Source organism: Klebsiella sp. GB_Kp047, assembly GCF_040065235.1.
GTDB lineage: Bacteria > Pseudomonadota > Gammaproteobacteria > Enterobacterales > Enterobacteriaceae > Klebsiella > Klebsiella quasipneumoniae.
The window spans coordinates 73,334-94,550 of record NZ_JBEAJG010000006.1 but is presented as its reverse complement, the minus strand read 5'-3'; the positions used below and the strand labels follow the sequence as shown (position 1 = coordinate 94,550).

The window sequence follows — 21,217 nt, the reverse complement described above, 5'->3', positions numbered from 1 at the left end:
AGCAGGTTATTCAGTCGATAGTAACGCGCTCAGAGGGGATGGCAAGTATTATTTGCAAAAAAGGGTAGATGCAATCGGTTACGCTCTGTATAATGCCACGGCAATATTTATCCACCCTGGTCGAGATATTGCCCATGCTACGTATCGCTAAAGAAGCCCTGACGTTTGACGACGTCCTCCTCGTTCCCGCTCATTCTACCGTTCTGCCGAATACAGCCGATCTCAGCACTCAGCTGACGAAAACCATTCGTCTGAATATTCCTATGCTCTCCGCAGCCATGGATACCGTAACGGAAGCGCGTCTGGCTATTGCCCTGGCACAGGAAGGCGGCATCGGCTTTATTCACAAAAACATGTCCATCGAGCGCCAGGCGGAAGAAGTTCGCCGCGTGAAGAAACATGAGTCCGGCGTGGTCACCGACCCGCAAACCGTTCTGCCGACCACCACCCTGCGTGAAGTGAAAGAGCTGACCGAGCGTAACGGCTTCGCCGGCTACCCGGTGGTTACCGAAGAGAACGAGCTGGTCGGCATCATCACCGGCCGCGACGTGCGTTTCGTTACCGATCTGAACCAGCCGGTCAGCGTCTATATGACCCCGAAAGAGCGTCTGGTCACCGTGCGTGAAGGCGAAAGCCGTGAAGTGGTCTTCGCTAAGATGCACGAAAAACGCGTTGAGAAAGCGCTGGTTGTGGATGAGAGCTTCCACCTGCGCGGGATGATCACCGTAAAAGACTTCCAGAAAGCGGAACGTAAACCGAACGCCTGTAAAGATGAACAGGGTCGTCTGCGCGTAGGCGCTGCGGTTGGTGCCGGCGCGGGCAACGAAGAGCGCGTTGACGCGCTGGTGGCAGCGGGCGTTGACGTCCTGCTGATTGACTCCTCTCACGGCCACTCCGAAGGCGTTCTGCAACGTATTCGTGAAACACGTGCGAAATACCCAGACCTGCAGATCATCGGCGGCAACGTCGCCACTGGCGCAGGCGCGCGCGCGCTGGCAGAAGCCGGCTGCAGTGCGGTGAAAGTAGGCATCGGCCCGGGCTCCATCTGTACTACCCGTATCGTGACCGGCGTAGGCGTACCGCAGATCACCGCCGTTTCCGACGCGGTGGAAGCGCTGGAAGGCACCGGAATTCCGGTTATCGCCGACGGCGGTATCCGTTTCTCCGGCGACATCGCCAAAGCGATCGCGGCCGGTGCGGCGGCAGTGATGGTCGGCTCCATGCTGGCCGGTACCGAAGAATCCCCGGGCGAAATCGAACTCTATCAGGGGCGCTCTTACAAATCCTATCGCGGGATGGGTTCCCTCGGCGCGATGTCGAAAGGCTCCTCTGACCGCTACTTCCAGAGCGATAACGCCGCTGACAAACTGGTGCCGGAAGGTATCGAAGGCCGCGTGGCCTATAAAGGCCGCCTGAAAGAGATCATTCACCAGCAGATGGGCGGCCTGCGCTCCTGTATGGGTCTGACCGGCTGTGGTACCATTGACCTGCTGCGTACCAAAGCTGAATTCGTACGCATCAGCGGTGCGGGCATCCAGGAAAGCCACGTTCACGACGTGACCATCACCAAAGAGTCCCCGAACTACCGCCTGGGCTCCTGATTTCTTCGCCCGACCTTGCGTCGGGCGATTTATTTACTCTGTTTCACTTGCCTCGGAATTAGCGTCAATGACGGAAAACATTCATAAACATCGCATTCTCATTCTCGACTTCGGGTCACAGTATACTCAGCTGGTGGCGCGTCGCGTGCGTGAACTGGGCGTCTACTGTGAGCTGTGGGCATGGGATGTCACGGAAGCACAGATCCGCGAATTTAATCCAAGCGGCATCATTCTTTCCGGCGGCCCGGAAAGCACCACCGAAGAGAACAGCCCGCGCGCGCCGCAGTATGTGTTTGAAGCCGGCGTGCCGGTATTTGGCGTCTGCTACGGCATGCAGACCATGGCGATGCAGTTGGGCGGCCATGTCGAAGGCTCTAACGAGCGTGAGTTTGGCTACGCGCAGGTTGAAGTGGTTAACGACAGCGCGCTGGTGCGCGGTATCGAAGACTCCCTGACCGCGGACGGCAAACCGTTGCTGGACGTGTGGATGAGCCACGGCGACAAAGTCACCGCCATCCCGTCTGACTTCGTCACCGTCGCCAGCACCGACAACTGCCCTTTCGCCATTATGGCCAACGAAGAAAAACGCTTCTATGGCGTGCAGTTCCACCCGGAAGTGACCCACACCCGTCAGGGTATGCGTATGCTGGAGCGCTTCGTGCGCGACATCTGCCAGTGCGAAGCGCTGTGGACCCCGGCGAAAATCATCGACGACGCCGTTGAGCGTATTCGCCAGCAGGTTGGCGATGACAAAGTAATCCTCGGCCTCTCCGGCGGCGTGGACTCTTCGGTGACCGCGATGCTGCTGCACCGCGCCATCGGCAAAAACCTGACCTGCGTATTCGTGGATAACGGTCTCCTGCGTCTGAACGAAGCCCAGCAGGTGATGGAGATGTTTGGCGACCACTTTGGCCTGAACATCGTTCACGTGGAAGGCGAGCAGCGCTTCCTCGACGCGCTGGCAGGTGAAAGCGATCCGGAAGCGAAACGTAAGATCATCGGCCGCGTCTTCGTGGAAGTGTTCGACGAAGAAGCGCTGAAGCTGGACGACGTCAAATGGCTGGCGCAGGGCACCATCTATCCTGACGTTATCGAATCTGCCGCTTCCGCCACCGGTAAAGCGCACGTCATCAAATCTCACCACAACGTGGGCGGCCTGCCGAAAGAGATGAAGATGGGGCTGGTTGAGCCGCTGCGTGAGCTGTTCAAAGACGAAGTGCGCAAGATCGGTCTGGAGCTGGGTCTGCCGTACGATATGCTCTACCGTCATCCGTTCCCGGGCCCGGGCCTCGGCGTGCGCGTGCTGGGCGAAGTGAAGAAAGAGTACTGCGACCTGCTGCGTCGCGCGGACGCTATCTTCATCGAAGAGCTGCACAAAGCTGACCTGTACAACAAAGTGAGCCAGGCGTTCACTGTATTCCTGCCGGTTCGCTCCGTCGGCGTGATGGGCGATGGCCGTAAATACGACTGGGTGGTTTCCCTGCGTGCGGTGGAAACCATCGACTTCATGACCGCGCACTGGGCGCACCTGCCGTATGATTTCCTCGGCCGCGTCTCTAACCGCATTATCAATGAAGTGAACGGTATCTCCCGCGTGGTGTATGACATCAGCGGTAAGCCGCCAGCAACGATCGAGTGGGAATGATTTAGCGTCTGGCAACAGCCTGCACGTATAAGCAGTAAAGTACCTCTAAGCCCGCGTAACTGCGGGCTTTTTTGTTTTTGTGTCTGGCACTTTCTGGCAGCTGTTAGCAACGGGAAGCACGGTTTTTTCAATGGAATTTTTGATGGTACTCTCTGGTTATGAATTCAGGTTTGAAAAAGTACCATGTGATAAATTTCGGTTGAGTTATGGTATTTGTTTTTTATAACGCGATTAAAAACAGATAGTTAAATAACTTTTCTGAATTTTTTACAACATGGTATTTTTTGATAAAGGAAAACAATAAACCATGTTGACTGACACCAGGCTGCGTCACCTTAAGCCGAAGGAGAAACTCTATAAAGTTAATGACCGTGATGGTCTGTATGTTGCGGTCACTCCGGCTGGAACGATCTCATTTCGTTATAACTATTCAATAAACGGAAGACAGGAGACCGTTACTTTTGGCCGCTATGGTGTGGGAGGGATCACGCTTGCAGAAGCGCGTGAACGGCTCAATGAAGCTAAAAAAATGGTTGCCGGTGGAAGATCGCCAGCGAGGGAAAAAGCTAGAGATAAAGCGCGTATCAAAGATGCGGAGACTTTTGGTGCATGGGCTGAAAAATGGTTACGCGGCTATCAAATGGCTGAATCGACGCGTGATATGCGGCGTTCGGTATATCAAAGGGAGTTGAAGTCAAAATTTGCGCAGCAGAAATTGACCGAGATTACACATGAAGACTTACGCGCATTAACCGATAACATTGTCGAGAGAGGGGCACCGGCGACAGCTGTGCACGCCAGAGAGATTGTATTGCAAGTCTATCGCTGGGCTATTGAGCGCGGTCAGAAGGTTGAGAATCCCGCTGATCTGGTACGGCCTGCAAGCATAGCGAAATTTGAGCCTCGTGAGAGGGCATTGACGCCAGTTGAAATTGGTCTGATGTATCGTTACATGGAACGGGTAGGAACGACGCCATCAATCAGAGCAGCGGTTAAACTTTTGCTGTTAACGATGGTACGTAAAAGTGAGCTTACTAACGCAACCTGGAACGAGATCAATTTTAGTGAGGCATTATGGACGATACCAAAGGAGAGGATGAAACGACGTAATCCACATTTGGTTTTTCTTTCCAGACAGGCAATGGATATTATGATTGCTCTCAAAACCTTTTCCGGTAGCTCTGATTTTATCCTTCCTTCGCGGTACGATTCCGATGCGCCAATGAGTAGCGCTACTTTAAACCGGGTGTTGACACTGACGTATCGCCTGGCTCAGAAAGAAGGGGAGTTGTTGCATAAGTTTGGTCCCCATGACTTACGGCGTACAGCCAGTACCTTACTACATGAGGCCGGGTACAATACTGACTGGATTGAGAAGTGTCTTGCACATGAACAGAAAGGGGTACGGGCTGTTTACAACAAGGCCGAGTACCGCGAGCAGAGATCAGAGATGCTGCAAGATTGGGCGAATATGATTGATGAATGGGTGCTAACTAATTAAAAATCAATTGGTTAAATGTGGGAGGTTGCCTAATCTGACATCAGAAGATGATTTTAGCCGCTAAAATTTGCTGTTGAGCAACAGATTACCTACGACTATTGTTGCCTGATTAATTCGTAACCTTCTATACAACTAAGGAGTTTGATTTGGCCTCTCTGCGACCCTCTGCATATAATCAGCGCGACCGTGAAGATGGTGGCCCTTTTCTAATTATTCAGTCTGCTGAGTCGGAAGAGGGGGTTGATGTTTTTTTTACAGATGTACCTCCAGAACAATTCTCCTCTGATTCTCTGATTGCTCTGTTAATGAACATCTGCCCTGATAAAATGACAATTTGGCCGATTAATGTTCGCCAGGACACTGATGAGTACCTCTCTCCAAAATATGACAGACTTGAACGCATTGTTATCACCCGATCTATAGTTGAGCCTTATCCTTTACCCGAATCAGAGGATGACGTAGTCGGCCTTCTGGAACAGCTACCCGATGGTTTTGCAAAAGATTATCGATTTGGCTTAGGCCTTCTCTGGGAATATCGGCACATTTGTGATGCTGTAACAAGCAGAGATGATGTAAGTGTTCTGATTATACAGGGGGGTGATAAGGCTATCATAGACCCACCATTTTTCTTGCTTGGCATTAAACGTTTTAATCGTCTTCGAAGGGAACTCAACTCCATTACTTCCCGATACCAGAGAGATGCGAGAAGTGAAAAAAAATTCCAAACTTATCAATCCATTTTACATGCGGCAGATCCCGAGCAATATCCTGCATTAATAAAGAAGTTACGGTCAGGTACTATCGCTGAGAAAACAAATGGTGGACGTGATAATACAGCACTAGGGCCTCAAGATAGACGTGCCGTTGTTCAACTGGTGAAAGATAATGTTAAGGCCTTAGCTAAAACTGAATCTCGCTCTTTGCTAGCACTGAGAAGTGATATTGAGCTTGTCACTCTCGACCAGCTGATAGCTCGTTACAGTGAAATGCTTGGTTGTAAGCTTACTGAAAGTAAATGGCAAAACTTTTTTATGGACAATCCATTTATTCTGAGCCTTGCCTTTGCTATTCCAGTTTTTTTGGTCCAAGGACAAGCATATGCTGGAGGAAAAAAGTTGAATGGGCGCGAGGGAAAATATACCGATTTTGTTTATGCGTCAGCTGCCTCGGGTAACCTTGCTCTGGTAGAAATTAAAAGACCTGAAACGGAGCTTTTGAGTAAGAAACCCTATCGAGGTGGTGATGTCTATGCTGCTTCCGGAGAGTTGAGTGGAGCACTTACTCAATTACTCGATCAGCGATTTAAACTACAGATGACACTTCCTGTCCTGAAAATGGATGCTAATCTGAATAATATCCATGGCTTTGCTATACGCTGTATAATTATAGCTGGCGCATCACCCACTGAAAATGAGCATAAGAAATCATTTGAATTGGTTCGGAACGCATTTTCTGAAGTCGTGGTCATTACTTTTGATGAGCTTCTTCAACGCTTAATTGAAATAAGAAAGGCGCTTTCTCCAAGTTAAAAATTATATCCCATTCGATGATGAATATTCATCGATTACGATTGTTGGTTACTCGTGTATGGTGTTTTTTTTGGAGTTTTTATTAAAATAAATTGAATGTAATTCGATGCAATGTTAATTAGATGGATGTGATAAATAAGTTATCGGCCGCCTTTGTATTGGTTGAAAGTAAATTCAAAAATATATTTCTACTTGAGATTGTTTTTTGAGTATAAATTAATCCATTAGGAATTTTAAATATAAAATTCTTCACGAACAGATACTAAAGCCTTGGATACTGCTTGGCGTGTCATAGGTATGCGATGAATCTTTGTGAGAATATCTGCAATTTCAGATTGATTAAGTCCCTGATGTTTTAAAGCGAGGATCTTTTTCTTAATATCAGAGAGCTTAGAATCAGTCATACGTCGTGCAATATTACGGATTTCTGAAATATCTGCTGGGGTAAAAGTTTGACTAAGCATCCAATGAGAAAAGTAGTAATCAATTAACATATCTCCGGAATTGGCGTTAGTCTTGCATGGTTTAGCGCATTGCCGTCTCAGCCTTATTAGTTCTTTATTAAACTGTTCGGAAGAACGCTTTCCTTGTCTGTACTTGGGATTCCATTGACTATCGGTCAGTCTAGGCCTATGGTTCGAGCAATATCGATGGCTAAGGACCAATTTTTCATGATCGGTAAACTCAATATCGCTAGCAGCATATTCTGATATTTCACTAATAAAGTGAGAGTATTCAGTCTGGTTATCGCAGAACTCGCAAAAACCGAGTTTACGCTGTGAATTTATAGTTACTCCTTTTGCAGGAGAGGATTTCTTCGGCCGCTTGGATGCGCACTCACTGACTAATTCAATAAGAGACTCAATCGTAGCGGTAAAGCATTTATCAAGAGAAGTTTGTTGATCTAAAGTCAGAACGAAATTACGCAAAAGAAGTCTTTGTGCCTGTACTACGACGTTTAAACCCACTTTTTTAAGTACTTCACTAAAACCTAGATTTGCTCCAGAAATGTAGTCTTTATGACTTGGTGGCAGGGAATTTACATAAGCAGTTACTGCTGGATCAATAACTTCCTGTATGAGACGCAGTATTGGATACCTCCGTGAAAATATGGAGTACGGAGAACTATGCTCTACAAATAATTTAATTGCAGCTGCAACTGTGAGGTCACAGCCTTCCCAAATAGTAATTTTCATGTCAACCATTTTAGCCAATGAATAGGTTTTAGCAAGTGGTAATGCTTGGCATTGTATAGGCCTGATTGGAAACAGGAGGAAGGCAGATGCAAACAAAGGCACATAGCACGCTCATTAACAGAAAAACACTTCTGGAAATGATCCCATTGTCAGCCCGAACTATTTATAACCTTGAACAGCGAGGCGAGTTTCCTCGCCGTATAGCACTTACTAGCCGAAATGTTGCATGGCAGTTATCCGAAGTAGAACAGTGGATTGCGGATCGTAAATCAGCAATGTTTAAAGCGGCCAGACCCGGTGTTGTTTTAGGTAGGTAACAGCAATGTCATTGAACATAATTGAAGCATTTGAAGCTAAGCCGCAACCAATTGATTACGTCTTGCCTAATTTGGCTATTGGTACTATCGGAGCGATTGTTTCTCCGGGAGGCGTTGGAAAGTCAATGCTGGCATTACAATTGGCTGTGCAGATTACTTGTGGTGTAGATCTTTTAAACTTTGGTGAATATCCGACTGGGTTGGTGGCATATTTACCTGTGGAGGACTCTGAAACCATCGTTCACCATCGTTTATATGCTTTGGGAAAATATCTAACAGCACGTCAGCAGCAGATTGTAGCTGATAAGCTACTGGTCGAACCTTTGGTAGGGAAGTGTCCAAATATTTTCTTGCCGGATTGGAGCAACTTGATCAATGAAGTTTCAAAAGGTAGACGTTTAATAATTTTGGATACTCTTCGCCGTTTCCACCAGGAGGATGAGAATAATAGCGCAGCAATGTCCAAAGTCATTGGAAAGTTAGAAGGTATTGCTGCTGATACAGGATGTTCGATTATATTTCTACACCATTCAAACAAAGGCGCTGCCACGATGGGTGTTGGTGATATACAGCAAGCAAGCAGGGGTAGTAGCGTCCTGGTTGATAATATACGGTGGCAATCTTATCTGGCGGGCATGACCGCCTTAGAAGCGAAGACGCATGGTATTTCTGATGATGTTCGAGGTCAATTTGTTAGATTTGGAATTAATAAAGCAAATTATGGAGAACGTACGCCAGATCGTTGGTTACAGAGACATGAGGGGGGAGTATTAAGGATAACGCAACTCAAATCGAAGAATAAAAAACAAATAGCAAAAGAATGTATGTCTTCATTGAGTGGTGCAGAAAATGATAACTGGTAATAAAGTTACACCTACTAGTACAGCTCTGCAGTCTAGAGTCATTCTGTACCAACCAAGTCAACGTCCCTTGGCGCTGAAGGGGCAGTGGATGGAGACTAGTTTTGGTCGTTGTCGAGTTACCGGAAGACTAGGACAACGTCATGCGGATATTGTGGAAACAATGCTCTATGTGGCCGAGAAACGTCGAGAAATTTCTGATGGAGGAATCGAGTTATTAGTAGATCCAGCGAAAGTACGCCGAACTCTATCCGATGCACAATACAGTTATGATCGAATTAAAAAACTACTCGTTGATCTACGTGTGGCAACTGTTGAAATAGTAACACCAGATTTAGAAAAAAACGGTTATTGCATTCTAGGCGGTTTAATTGACCATGTCGTACCCTCACCAATGACTAGGCGTAATCCTCTAACTGGTGGTGAACGTAACCTATGGAGAGTACGTTTGGGTGTTGCATTGGTAATGTTGTTGAAGCTAGATTTGCATTTTCATCATGATCCTGGTCCTATTGCTCGTCTCCAGCATGGTATTAGCCAAGCAGTTGCACGTCATATATTAACACATAAGCACGATCCTAAAGGCGGCTGGCATATTGATACATTAATTTTAGCTGTCAGTGGTGAAGGTACTAATAATATGACATTACGTAACTATCGGCGGAGATTAAAAGAAGATAGCAAACAATTTCTAGCGATTGGCATTGAGATACAAAATTCTAGGATAAAACGAGCTACAACGGCCCGGTAGCGTGTCGTTACGGCCCGGCGATGTGCTGTAACGGCCCGCCAGTGTGCTACAGAGGCCTGATTTTTTAACTCCTTTGCAGGTTATTCAGGATCAATCAGTATATCTAGGCTTTGAAATCACCTGCCTGAGCAGGCGCTTTCAAATCTACAATCGGCCAAAGGCCGATGGTTGTACGCCAGAAGAAGAGATTACTTACACGTTTGGTATATTGACACTTGAGGTAGATTTTATGACATATGAGGTACGCCCCTAGCTTTAGGCATAGGGAGGCAGATTTTAGCCGCTAAAATCTGCAATGCACATGCTCTGACAAGGTAAGTAAAAAAGTGCATGAGAAAATAAAAGACTTCTTACAATATATCGAAACATAAATACAGTTGGTGGACGCCTATTTATAAATACTAAAGGTCATTTTCAAAAGGGAGAAATATAGTTTCCTTGCAAAAAACACATTTGCTGCAGATCTTTACACGAGTAATCCTATATTAATACGCTAAGAAAACACATCCTGTACACTGAAATACACATTGTCGTGCACAGATATACAACGGCAACTGCAGGGCAGGACATGTAAAGTAGGCCCACCGCTACGGTGTTCCAACTTTACCGCTTCCTGTTCGCCGCATCGCGGCTCAAGGGCGTCCTGCTCTGCGAGGCTGACAGGCTACCGCCTGTATGGAGAGCTATATGAAAGTTACTCAGACTAGAAAAAATAGTACGCCAATAAAAGTTTATTGTTTACCCGAAGAAAAAATTCTCATCCAAGAAAATGCAGAAGCATCTGGATTAAGTGTTGCCTGTTTTGTCCGTAGAGTTGCAATGGGTTATCAGGTTGATTCTATCGTAGATATAAAACAGGTTAATGAACTTAGCCGAGTAAATGCTGATCTTGGAAGACTTGGCGGATTACTTAAATTATGGCTCGCAAATGATCCTCGAACAGTTGATTTTTCACCCACACTGATAAGAACCTTGCTTGCGAAAATAGAATCAACTCGGCAAGAACTAAGGAACATTATGGATAAAATCTTGGATAAATAAATGTGTGGTTTCCTATATACCTGCGTCTGTTAACAGAAAGTGTGTTAAATATTACTGAACTGATGAAAAAGAGGTGAGAAAATGAATTTAATGTTCCGAGTGGTTTCATTACAAAGAGGGATTTTAGCCGCTAAAAAAGCTTTAATAGTTCCTTTCGTGGCGTCCGTCATGGCATTACCGGTGAAGGCCGGGATTCCCGTTATTGATGGCACTAATGTGGTTCAGACCACAATCAGCGCAGTTAACAACGTTCAGGCTGTGACTAAACAAATCCAGCAGTACCAGACGCAGCTGCAGCAGTATGAAAACATGCTGCAGAACACCGTAGCTCCTGCGGCCTATATCTGGGACCAGGCAAATTCAACAATTAATAAATTGTTGCAGGTGCAGGATACCCTTAATTACTACAAGAATCAGGCCGGGAGTCTCGATGCGTACCTGAAACGATATCAGGATGTTAACTACTACAGGACATCACCTTGCTTTAACAGCAATGTTGAATGTACCGCGTCTGAAATTAGTGCACTGCGTGAAGCTGAACAGAACAGCTCTGGGGCGCGGAAAAAGGCCAATGACGCAGTATTTAAGGTAATTGACGAACAGCAGAACACCCTGCAGAGCGATGCTGATAATCTTGCTGAATTACAAACTCAGGCAAGCGGCGCACAAGGGCAAATGGAGGCTATTCAGGCCGCTAACCAGCTTGCCAGTGCTCAAACGAACCAGTTGCTGCAGATCCGCTCGCTTCTGGTAGCTCAACAAAACGCTGCGGCAACACTGGCGCAGGCTCAAGCCGATAAAGAAGCTCAACAAATAGCTGCTGATGAGAAAGTATTAGCTGGACAGAACACACCAAGCCCGAAGCGAATTTGGTGAGGAAAAGCATAATGAAACATAATCCTCTGATTGTATTTATTTTAATCAGTTTATTGGCCCTATGTTCTTGCGATAAAAATGATAAAGATTGTTTATCAACGCCAAATAATAAATTTGATGAACATAAATACGACAAATGTGCTCTACGTAGTAATAACAACCCAAGCCCCAAACGAGAATGGTAATTATGAAAATACTAAGCAAGCTCACTTTTTTAGGTGTCATAGTTTTCTTTTCTGTAAATGCCTATGCTGGTCAATTAGATAGTAGCGGGTTACTTGATTCTTTATTAGATAAGTTTCAACAAGTAGCCAGTACATGGACAACAGTAATTGCAGACTATGCAAATTGGCTCTTCTGGGCACTGGCATTAATAAGTATGGTTTGGACATTTGGAATGATGGCGATGCAAGGGGAAGGATTGACAGGCGTACTTGCAGAAATAGTTCGCTTTTTGGCTGTCATTGGTTTTTTTTATTATCTTTTAATCAACGGCCCAGCCATATCGCAATCAATAATTAACTCAATGAGACAACTTGCAGCAAACGCTTTAGGAATAAGTACTGGTATTTCACCCTCAAGCATAGTTGATATGGCGTTTGCGATATTAACAAAAGTCAGTTCAGCCGCATCAGTTTGGTCGCCAATGATCTCCACCATTATGATAACAGTCGCGATAATCGTTTTGGTAGTGATGTCCCTTATAGCGATAAATATGCTAATCATATTGGTTTCTGCATGGGTATTATGTTTTGCAGGAGTTATTTTGCTTGGATTTGGTGGTTCGAGATGGACCTCTGATATAGCAGTTAATTACTTACGAACTGTTTTATCGATTGGCATTCAATTATTCACGATGACATTAATTATTGGGATTGGACAATCATTTATAGATCAATATTTTTCTCTTATTAAAGATGATGTTCCTGATCTTAATAGTCTTATCGTTTTGCTTCTGGCGTCAATTATCCTATTAGTATTAACGAATAAGCTACCACTGTTGTTATCAGGTGTTGTTGGAGGGGCTTCTTTACAAGGGATTGGTGGGTTTGGGGCGGGTATGATTACCGGCGCTGCCGCTACTGCCATCAGCGGTGCTGGAGCAATGGCAATGGGGGCATCAGCTCAGGTCAGGGGCGGAGCCTCTGCATTAAAGGCAGCGTTCGAGTCTGCAGAAGCTGCCATGGCCGAAGAGGCGGGTTCCGGGGGCGTAATTGGTGGTGGTGAAGATACCGGTTCTGTAGACACGTCGCGAGAGCAACCATCCGGTAAAGGTAGCTCCAGTGGGGGAAGCGAAGGTTTTGCTGCATCCTTCTCGCGTGCTGGCCGCATGGCAAGCCATATGGGAAGCAGTATGTCTAACGGAGCTGCTGAGTACCAGAGAATGAAGCGAAGTAGTAATTCTTCCCGAGCCCAACAGACTTTTGGAGGAGAGTTGGCGACTCAGATACGTAAACAAACGGCTACTCGTCGGGATAACCGCGAACATGATGATTTTGCCGGAGATAACTTATCCGGCAATAATAAATCTTGAATCAAACGCGTCAGTTTACGGGGGAGCGCGAGCTGACGCTTTCACTGAGCGAACTTTACTTCTGCAACTCAAAGGAAAAACTATGTCCAGGACTCCCGATTCACGGTTACGCATTGAGGGCTTCCGCAAAGCAGAGGCTTCCCTGAGGCTTGAAGGAAAGGACCCCACTGGCACGCCGCTCTACGAGTCCGTTAAAGCACGTATTATTTTAGGTGAGCTGACATATGAGCAGGGGCGTTCAGAGATTCTTGCATACTACACAAAAGCAGATACCGCCGGGCCTGTGACAGTGGGAGAAATTCTGACAGAGGAATTTTTAAAACCGCTGAACATGTCTGGTGATGAATTAGCGGAAGCTATGGGTATTTCTCGACAAGATGTTAAAGATATTATCTGCGGTATGCGTCGTCTTAGCGGTGATGAAGCCCGCGTTCTTGCTGACATATTTGGTACTGATGAGGATTTTTGGAACAATCTGCAGATATTGCAAGATTCGAATTAACGACGACAGAAATAATAACTCATATGCCATTATATCTGCAGCCCCTCAGGTGTCATGAAAGTAGACGAATGAATCTTGCGTGAAATGAACCGTGTCACAGTGGGAGCGGGATCAAGTACAAAAAATGCTATTTCAAGTAGTTTGGAGGATATGGCATTTTGATGGTGCTCATTAGAGATAAATCAGCAATGAATTGAATTTAATGGAATTTTTTTTGTTATTGGTAATAGGCTGGGGTGTGCCCGTCAATTTCATCAACTTTAAGAATTTTGCAAAAGCTTCCGGAATAACGAATTCAAAAGGCATACTAATGGCAACAAAGGAGATACCGATAGATAAAGTAAAACTGGCTACGCAGCTCCGCACTCGCGGCTTAGTTCAGACAGTTGCGGACGGAGGGTATCGGCGCTTGGATGAGAGCCATTCTGCATTGATCGAGACGCTTGCAACTATATTGAACGCTACTGATGCGCCACCGATTGACCTTCATATCGAAGAAGCGCTGTCGGAGTTGAAGGGACCACGTTTCTTCCTTGTCCAGCATTTTCTATGCGATCTGATACCCCATTTGAACCTAGATCAGGATGTTCTCCTTGATTTTATCACGCGTCTGCTTGATGCAGGTGGTAATGATCTGGCGGCAGGGGCCCCGAGTACTGCATTTGGGGAATGGACGAAAAAGAATCCAATCAGATCTTCCAAGGTCTACGAAGCGGTGCATGCTGGCGATAACTTAGCTCTGCGTCAACTATTCACGGTTCTCGTAATGAACGCCGAAATAGAAAAAGGCATCATCTTTGCGCAGGCTCAGGAGCGGGAGGCTAAGCTTGCAGCCCTCTCGGCTTTGGGGGCCATGGAACTTGGTGAACGCTACGGTGAGGTGCTCGACATCCTGCTCCAGGCAGCGTCCAGCGATGATGAAGACATCGCACTCAGGTCCTTGGAAGCGGGCTATCGGGCTGCTGCACAGCGAAAAATAGTTGCACCGGTCGGTTTTGATGAACAACTTGACCGGATCCTTCAGACGAGGAGTCCCTTCTCGATCCACTTGGCAGTGGACCTGTTGTGGCTTCACCGGGTTGGTCTCACAGAAAATGCTATAAATCTATGCCTTGATGCCGCTGCGGATGTTGACTCAGATAATGTAGGAACGATTTCACATCTCAGCCATGCAGCATATCAACTCGTGAGTGATGGGCATGCTGAAAAAGTGATTTGTCTGCTTACTGAGTTATTTGAACGCTCAGGAGGTCGGATTACGTTAGACGCGTTCGAGGGCACCTACCACGCGTTGCAAAATGCCGGCTCTGAGGTATTGGGGAACGCTGTTGTGTACTGGCTACTGAACGGGAGCATGCATACCCACAAATGCGTGGCTAGCGAAGTTTGCGGTGTCGGGAATGACGATCCTCCCTTCTCAATCTCCGCGTCATCCCTTCCAGTGGAGCCATCGGAGCAACTATACCTTTGTCGCAAGGCCGTCGGGTGGTTCTTCATTGATCCAGTGGTTGCAGCGGTCATACCGTTAGCAGTGCTTCGCGACGGGTCGTCAGATATCAAAAATGATGTCCTCGATCTGATCTATCACCCCTTGCTCGTGAGCTATGGGGGCAAGTTGAAGGACTACCTTGAGTGTTACGCCGAAAGCATTCCGGACCTTGCTGGATTACTCACACGAAAGTTAGCATTTCAGGATGCGATGGAAGGTATTGAGCGTTTAGTCGAGTTGCACCCTAGTGAAATGCAGCGTGAGACGGCACATATCCAATGGCACGAGCAGATGGAACGGGGCATTGAGCAAGGGCGCCGGAAATCTGTTTTTGAGGACATCTTCCCCAAACAATACATCCTGTATGGCAGATCGTCATTGACGCCGATCCACACCGGACAGGGGGGCACACATCTCACCGAGACTGCGATGCATTCATTTTCGATCTCATCAGAGTACCCCATACTCGATATTGTTGACCCAGTTGGACTTGAGCATATGCTCCTCCACTTCAAGCTTGAGCAGCGAGGAAAGAGATGAAACTCGTCGTTATGCACTATCTGCGCTCGCTACGCGAGCGTGACGAACTTGACGCTATTCTTCCTGATCTTTTGGCTGAGAATGGTTTCGAAGTTTTAACTCGTCCTCGTCGTGGCACAAGGCAAGCTGGTGTCGACGTAGCGGCAGTCGGCCCTGATCGTGATCGTGATGGTACTCGGAGTCTGTTCCTATTCACGATCAAGTCCGGGGATTTAACACGAGAGCATTGGGATACCGGCCAGCAGGCCGTGCGTCCGTCGCTGAATGAGGTTTTGGATGACTATATCCCGAACCGCATCCCGCCCCATTTTGCGGATCTGCCCATCATTATATGCGTTTGCATGGGCGGCGAGATGCGTGAGGATGTCCGGGCCCAGTGGAGCGGTTACTGTCGAGTGAACGAGAAAGCCAACATTCACTTTGCCGAATGGAACGGGGATCGTCTCTCAGATCTGATCCTAAGCGGTATGTTGCGTGCTGAGTTAATTGAGAGCGAGAATCGAGGGCTATTTCATAAAGCGCTAGCGATGCTTGATCAGCCCGAGGTCGCTTATCGGCATTTCCGTCACTTACTCAATGTCATTTTCACTGAGACGAAGAATCAGACAGAGCGTACGCGTCAGCTACGCAAGGCCTACCTGTGCCTTTGGATACTTTTTGTCTGGGCTCGCGATGCAGATAATCTTGAGGCCGCATATCGAGCATCAGAACTAGTACTTCTACGTAGTTGGCCTTACTGTGATATGGCCCGTCTGCGTAAGGGAACGACGCAACACGAGCGGCTAGCTCATTTTGATCAAGTTTTGAAGCTGCACTTTATCATCGCTCACCTTCTACTTGTCGAGAAGATTGGCCCTTTCGCCGATAAGCTCTATGCGCTTTCAATGGCCGTAAATTCACGCAACGCAGTAGATATTAACATCTCGCTATTCGAGATATTAGGGAGATTGTCACTTCATGGGCTTTGGCTGGACGCTATGGGTGGCGGGCAGGAGGAGTCATTCGCACAAGCAATGAATGAAAGGGCGGACAAGGTGCTCAACATAGCGATTGGTATGCTGAATGCGAATCCGGCGCTTGCCGTTCCCGTTCGTGACGATTTCACGATCGAACTAGCTCTTTTTATGCGTCTCGCAACTTTGCGTGGCCGCCTATCTAATGTCGCTGACTATATCCGCAGCATGTCCGACCATCTCTGTTATGGGTTGAGTGCTCGGTGTCATTATCCGACTCCGACGACAGAATATCGTGATGTCCTCTCCCATCCGAGGGACCGCAGCGATGCATACTTCGAAGAGCATACGCGTGCGGGGATTCTTTACACCTTCGTGCTTGCTTGGCTGGCTATGATAGGCGATCAGGAGCGAGCAGAGCATTTGCGCCGCACGTTGTTAGAGCACGCTCCACACATGACTCACCAAATTTGGATTCCAGACGGACGAACGGATGACGTTTTCTGGGGGGGGGATCGGGACCACGGATTGTCGGTGCCTGGCTTGCCACTCAACGATTCGCTAGATGCAGTTTTTAGCCTATTGAACCGTGTGATGAAAGAGCATCCGCTGGATGAGCGAATAAGTGCCGTTCGAAATCACCTGACGCCAATTTTTCTTATGGCCTGCCGCCACTATCGCATGCCTGTACCACCTCATATATGGCAAGGTCAGAAGAGTGCACCACCAGACAGCACCGCTTCCGATCAAGCAACACCGGATGCTGAGATATAGAAGTCGCAAGATGATAGTACCCTTGGATATGGACAGCTTCGTCGCAAGTCAGTTCCAACAAAATCAGTGGTGAAGGTAGTTGATTCCGCAGCACATAATGGCGGATTCTGATCATGATACTCCCAATTTGTTTGTTTTTATTTTATTGAATTAAATGGTTTTTAATGGTTTATTTGCAATGGAGTAGGAGTGAGGCCTGCTGCTGGAAGCTCTGCTTTGTGGTTTAAAAAATCTCGCTTCGGCGAGCTTTTTTACATGATTGAGCAATCTAAGATGTTTGCCTTGGGGTTAATTGAATTTAGTGCGTCACCATTCGTCTGCACTCAGAACATAGGTCAGGATTTCTACCAGCGTATGGTAAATCTATCTGAATGCGCACGCTGTCCGTATAACGCATGATGATGGGATAAAAGTGCACAAAGCGCGTAGTACAGTGGGCGCGTATCTCAACATGTTGCGGACGACCCGTCGCCTCGGGCTGTTCCACAGTGCGGAAAAGCTAACTTACTGCATGTATTTTCTTTTCTGCGTCGTTTAGCATTAAGTTTCAAATTTTTGGCGGACCGAATATGCATCGAGCTATCGATGCCTTTCTCGCTTATAACGAGCGAGAGAAGGCAATTGTAGAACCAGTCGCACAATGGCTCACCAACCATAGGGTGCAGACACATTTCTTTGCGCGCGATACGCAGTATGGGGAGCCTGTCGACGACACCGGAAACCTAGACGATGCCGCAACAGTGATTGCATTTCTCGGTAGCGAGGGCTGGGGTAAGAACCACCTACGGCTTGTCGAGCGGGCGCTAAAATTGAACAAACCCGTTTTCCCTGTCCTCATCGGCGATGCCAGTCCCGGTGACCACAACATGGCGCAGGGGTTGTTTATTAATTTTAAATGGCTCGACTTGCGAATGGGAGATCTAGAGCCGCTTGAAAAGCTTTTGCCATCGATACTCGAGGTGTCGGACCAGTATGATCCGGACATCAATACGGAGATCGGCGTGCTGATCTCCGGCCCCGACAATCGCAGACAGGTGGCGCTCAATAGGCTTATTGATCGAGCCAAGAGCAAGCGCGAGCCGATCTCGGCCGGGTTACGGAAAGAGCTGGCGCGTCGTGGATCCAACGGGCCAAGATTATTGTCTCCAAATGAGTCGCCTTCCGACTCGGATGCTGAAGCACGCAGCTGGCTGCGTGTGGCCCTAATCCAATGTGATCCCGAGAGTCCGCAGACGCGCGATATCGCCCTGCGTGACATAATGCCGGATGCCGAGCCAGCAGAATTCGCAAGATTCTGGAGTCTTGCGGCAGCGCAACAAGCGAATGCGTCGTATCTCCCCGCCCTTGCTGAAAAGGCTGCAGTGGATCCGACCACTAGCGTCAGTTTTGCTGGTGTTGCGATGTTGAATCCGAATTCTCCCAAAGTGTCGCCACTTTTTAGAGCTGCGTTGCGCAATGATGATCATTGGATAACTCGCGGTGTGCTGCGTGCCTTGCGGATTGTCCACGTTCCCGAAGTCATCAGTGATGTCTGCTTACTCGCGGCTGACCACAACCGGGCGGAAGTGCCGATGTACGATGTATTCTGTGCGCTAGCCACCCCCAGGGCTGCTGCCCTCGCGGCACCACTACTTGCCGAAACGCCCGGAATCGATGTAGTCGTTGATCGAATCATCGAAGCTGCATACGATGCAAACCACTCGGTCGTGCGCAATTTCTCATGGTTCCTCACAACGCTCGATGCGACACGCTCCCTTGCTATCCTGAACGAGCGTTCCAGAAACCCCCAAGTTCGCGCAGTAGCGCAACGCTTGCTGGAAGGCATGGACTCGGTATCCGCCATGGCAGAGAAACCCTACCATCTTCCAGGCTTCGCTGCCGATACGATCGATGAACAGCACGACCAGCTGGGTATACAGACCGAGGTGCAAACGCTCGCCGCGATCATGATGGCGCGAGATGTAACGCCCCCGCTCGCGATAGGTCTGTTCGGTGAATGGGGCTCCGGTAAGAGCTTTTTCATGTCGCAGATGCGCAAGACAGTGAAGACGCTCGCTCAACGTCCGCAGCAGCAGGGCGCGTCACCGTATTGTTCTAGTGTCGTTCAAATCACTTTCAATGCGTGGCATTACGCCGAGACCAATTTGTGGGCCAGCCTGGTCAGCGCTATTTTCGAAAAGCTTGCCATCCACATTTTCGGAGGCACGCCTACTGAACGTCAGCAGGCCCAGCTGATCGCCGAACTTGCAAGTGCTAAGGCGGTTACAGAAGAGGTTCGTGCGGAAGAGAGACGCGCCAGCGAGCAGTTGAAGGAAGAGGAAGCCCGGCTTGACGAGCTGCGCAAGAAGAGACTGGCCGAGGAACAGAAGCTCGCGAAGTTCAACCCGACCTACTTGATCGACTTGCTCGAGGACAGCACTCTGAAAAAACAGGCCGAACAGGCATTTGAACAACTAGGGCTGCCTGTAGTGCTCGACCGAGTTGATGATTTCAAGCACGCTGTGGCGGACGCAGGCAAGCTATCAAGCCAAACCGTTGCATTGCTCACGGTGTTGTCGGCCAAGGGACGCAGTCCGCTGTATCTGGCGTTGTTCGTCGCGGCGCTGGCGGTGCCCGCCGCTGGTTATGCTTTCTATAACTGGCTCTCGCCCGACAACAAGCTGTTCACGACGCTCGGAACCATGTTCGCGGGCATCGCGACGTTCGCGACCGCGGGCATTGAGATCGTCCGACGCGGCATGAAAGAGGTTAACGTAATCTTGGAACCCGTCATGGAAGCAAGGAAAAAGGCTGACGCGGAACTTGAGAAGATCCGGAAGAAGCCTGCGGATGCCGAACTGGCACTCGCGGCCAACGTCGAGGTATTAAAGGTGAAGGAGCAGGATGCGCGACGCCGCGTGGCCGACGCTGCTGCACGCGTGGCCGCCACCGAAGAACGCCTGCGCGAACTGGAGGAAAGCCGCGATCTAGCCCGCTTCATTGCCGACCGCCACGATTCGGCAGATTATCGCAAACACTTGGGCCTCGTGTCCCTCGTGCGTCAAGATTTCGAAGCGCTTTCGGAGCGGATTCGGGAGCACGGAACGGCGGCTGATGGCGGGCGCAAAGTTGAACGCATCGTCCTGTACATCGACGATTTGGACCGCTGCCCGGCCTCGCAGGTTGTCAACGTACTGCAGGCCGTGCACCTGCTGCTCGCGTACCCGCTATTCGTCGTCGTGGTCGGCGTCGATTCGCGTTGGCTTACTAATTCACTCTCCATGCACTACAAAGAACTCGGCGCGGCGTTCACCGAAGCGCCTGAGGCAGCTGCTAGCCCCCAGCACTATCTCGAAAAGATTTTCCAGATTCCGTATTCGCTACGTCCGATGAGTGCGGAGGGCTACGGCAAGCTAGTGAGAGAGCTCACAGCGGGCGGCCAGCGCATGCCTGTGACGCAGCTACTTACCCCGTCCGGTCCGGTAGACGTGAAGCCGTCTACTCCCGCATCCGCCGCGATTGGATCCACGCTCACTTCTGACGCAAACGTGACCGCACCGCAGTCGGCACTGGCACCAGAATCAGCAGCGGTCGAGGAGCGCGCACTGGTCATTCATAGCTGGGAGGAATCTTTCGCCGCGAGCCTTTACCCGTTGATCCCCTCCCCACGAGCTGCTAAGCGCTTGGTCAATGTCTATCGCGTGCTGAAGGCGAGCGTCGGAGGTGCCCAGCTGCAGGCGTTTGAGGGCACTGAGACAGAGCCAGGCCAGTTCCAGATTCCGTTGCTTTTACTAGCCATACAGATCTGTGATGCCTCGACGGCGACGGCTTGGTTCGCTGACCTTATGGCCGAGCAGGGGCAGCGTAATTCCCCGGAGGAGGCCTTCATACGTACTGCCACTGCGGACGCCCGCAAGCGGCTGATGGAGCGAATCAAGTACATCTTCATGGAGGCCGGATTCCCGAAGGATGCCACCTTGCTGACGAACTGGATCCCGCTAGTTAGCCGTTTTACGTTCGAGACGCGCTCTATAGTCTGATTAAGACGCTCACTGTGAGGCGACGTGCGTGACAAATCAAGAAATATGTCCGCTGTTGCCCGGTGAGAGATTGATCATCTGAGTATGGT

16 protein-coding genes are annotated in these 21,217 nt (G+C 48.8%); 15 read left to right on the top strand and 1 reads right to left on the bottom strand.

Annotated features, from left to right (window positions below):
• Positions 1 to 134: 134 nt before the first annotated feature.
• From guaB to ABLV76_RS04775, 4 genes are all read left to right on the top strand, one after another.
• Positions 135 to 1,601, top strand: coding sequence for an IMP dehydrogenase (gene guaB, locus ABLV76_RS04790; protein ID WP_004151980.1), 1,467 nt, complete (start codon positions 135 to 137; stop codon positions 1,599 to 1,601).
• 67 nt (positions 1,602 to 1,668) lie between these two features.
• Complete coding sequence (gene guaA / locus ABLV76_RS04785) at positions 1,669 to 3,246, top strand: glutamine-hydrolyzing GMP synthase (RefSeq protein ID WP_004201905.1); 1,578 nt, start codon at positions 1,669 to 1,671, stop codon at positions 3,244 to 3,246.
• Positions 3,247 to 3,553: 307 nt separating this feature from the next.
• A complete protein-coding gene (locus ABLV76_RS04780; protein WP_117029194.1) occupies positions 3,554 to 4,747 on the top strand; it encodes a site-specific integrase in 1,194 nt (397 codons plus the stop codon).
• A 146-nt stretch (positions 4,748 to 4,893) separates the two neighbouring features.
• Entirely contained in the window at positions 4,894 to 6,276 is a 1,383-nt protein-coding gene (locus ABLV76_RS04775) for a Shedu immune nuclease family protein (RefSeq protein WP_135683423.1), read from the top strand.
• A gap of 233 nt (positions 6,277 to 6,509) precedes the next feature.
• Here ABLV76_RS04775 and ABLV76_RS04770 read toward each other — a convergent pair whose 3' ends face one another.
• Positions 6,510 to 7,472: a LuxR family transcriptional regulator gene (locus ABLV76_RS04770; RefSeq protein ID WP_348878202.1), complete on the bottom strand. Its 963-nt coding sequence runs from the start codon at positions 7,470 to 7,472 to the stop codon at positions 6,510 to 6,512.
• A gap of 86 nt (positions 7,473 to 7,558) precedes the next feature.
• Here ABLV76_RS04770 and ABLV76_RS04765 point away from each other — a divergent pair, with 86 nt between their 5' ends.
• From ABLV76_RS04765 to ABLV76_RS04715, 11 genes are all read left to right on the top strand, one after another.
• Complete coding sequence (locus ABLV76_RS04765) at positions 7,559 to 7,789, top strand: AlpA family phage regulatory protein (RefSeq protein ID WP_023308174.1); 231 nt, start codon at positions 7,559 to 7,561, stop codon at positions 7,787 to 7,789.
• 5 nt (positions 7,790 to 7,794) lie between these two features.
• Positions 7,795 to 8,652 carry a helicase RepA family protein gene (locus ABLV76_RS04760; RefSeq protein ID WP_135683422.1) on the top strand — a complete coding sequence of 286 codons (858 nt, stop codon included), beginning with the start codon at positions 7,795 to 7,797 and terminating at the stop codon, positions 8,650 to 8,652.
• Positions 8,639 to 9,400 carry an ABC transporter ATPase gene (locus ABLV76_RS04755; protein WP_135683421.1) on the top strand — a complete coding sequence of 254 codons (762 nt, stop codon included), beginning with the start codon at positions 8,639 to 8,641 and terminating at the stop codon, positions 9,398 to 9,400. The genes ABLV76_RS04760 and ABLV76_RS04755 overlap by 14 nt, the downstream gene beginning before the upstream one ends.
• Positions 9,401 to 10,087: 687 nt before the next feature.
• Positions 10,088 to 10,441 carry a conjugal transfer transcriptional regulator TraJ gene (gene traJ / locus ABLV76_RS04750; RefSeq protein WP_001588179.1) on the top strand — a complete coding sequence of 118 codons (354 nt, stop codon included), beginning with the start codon at positions 10,088 to 10,090 and terminating at the stop codon, positions 10,439 to 10,441.
• 81 nt (positions 10,442 to 10,522) lie between these two features.
• The gene (gene trbJ, locus ABLV76_RS04745; protein WP_135683420.1) at positions 10,523 to 11,317 is read left to right on the top strand and encodes a P-type conjugative transfer protein TrbJ; all 795 of its coding nucleotides are present in this window, start codon (positions 10,523 to 10,525) and stop codon (positions 11,315 to 11,317) included.
• Between the two features lie 11 nt (positions 11,318 to 11,328).
• A complete protein-coding gene (locus ABLV76_RS04740; RefSeq protein WP_182014541.1) occupies positions 11,329 to 11,502 on the top strand; it encodes a hypothetical protein in 174 nt (57 codons plus the stop codon).
• Between the two features lie 2 nt (positions 11,503 to 11,504).
• Positions 11,505 to 12,851, top strand: a complete 1,347-nt coding sequence (gene trbL / locus ABLV76_RS04735; protein WP_135683419.1) for a P-type conjugative transfer protein TrbL — start codon at positions 11,505 to 11,507, stop codon at positions 12,849 to 12,851.
• Complete coding sequence (locus ABLV76_RS04730) at positions 12,805 to 13,353, top strand: HigA family addiction module antitoxin (protein ID WP_227667262.1); 549 nt, start codon at positions 12,805 to 12,807, stop codon at positions 13,351 to 13,353. Before trbL ends, ABLV76_RS04730 begins: the two co-directional genes overlap by 47 nt.
• 202 nt (positions 13,354 to 13,555) lie before the next feature.
• Positions 13,556 to 15,382 carry a hypothetical protein gene (locus ABLV76_RS04725; protein ID WP_348878201.1) on the top strand — a complete coding sequence of 609 codons (1,827 nt, stop codon included), beginning with the start codon at positions 13,556 to 13,558 and terminating at the stop codon, positions 15,380 to 15,382.
• Positions 15,379 to 17,109 (top strand): hypothetical protein, encoded by a 1,731-nt coding sequence (locus ABLV76_RS04720; protein WP_135683418.1) that lies wholly within the window; start codon positions 15,379 to 15,381, stop codon positions 17,107 to 17,109. Before ABLV76_RS04725 ends, ABLV76_RS04720 begins: the two co-directional genes overlap by 4 nt.
• Before the next feature lie 569 nt (positions 17,110 to 17,678).
• Complete coding sequence (locus tag ABLV76_RS04715; protein ID WP_348878200.1) at positions 17,679 to 21,128, top strand: P-loop NTPase fold protein; 3,450 nt, start codon at positions 17,679 to 17,681, stop codon at positions 21,126 to 21,128.
• The last annotated feature ends 89 nt before the right edge of the window (positions 21,129 to 21,217 follow it).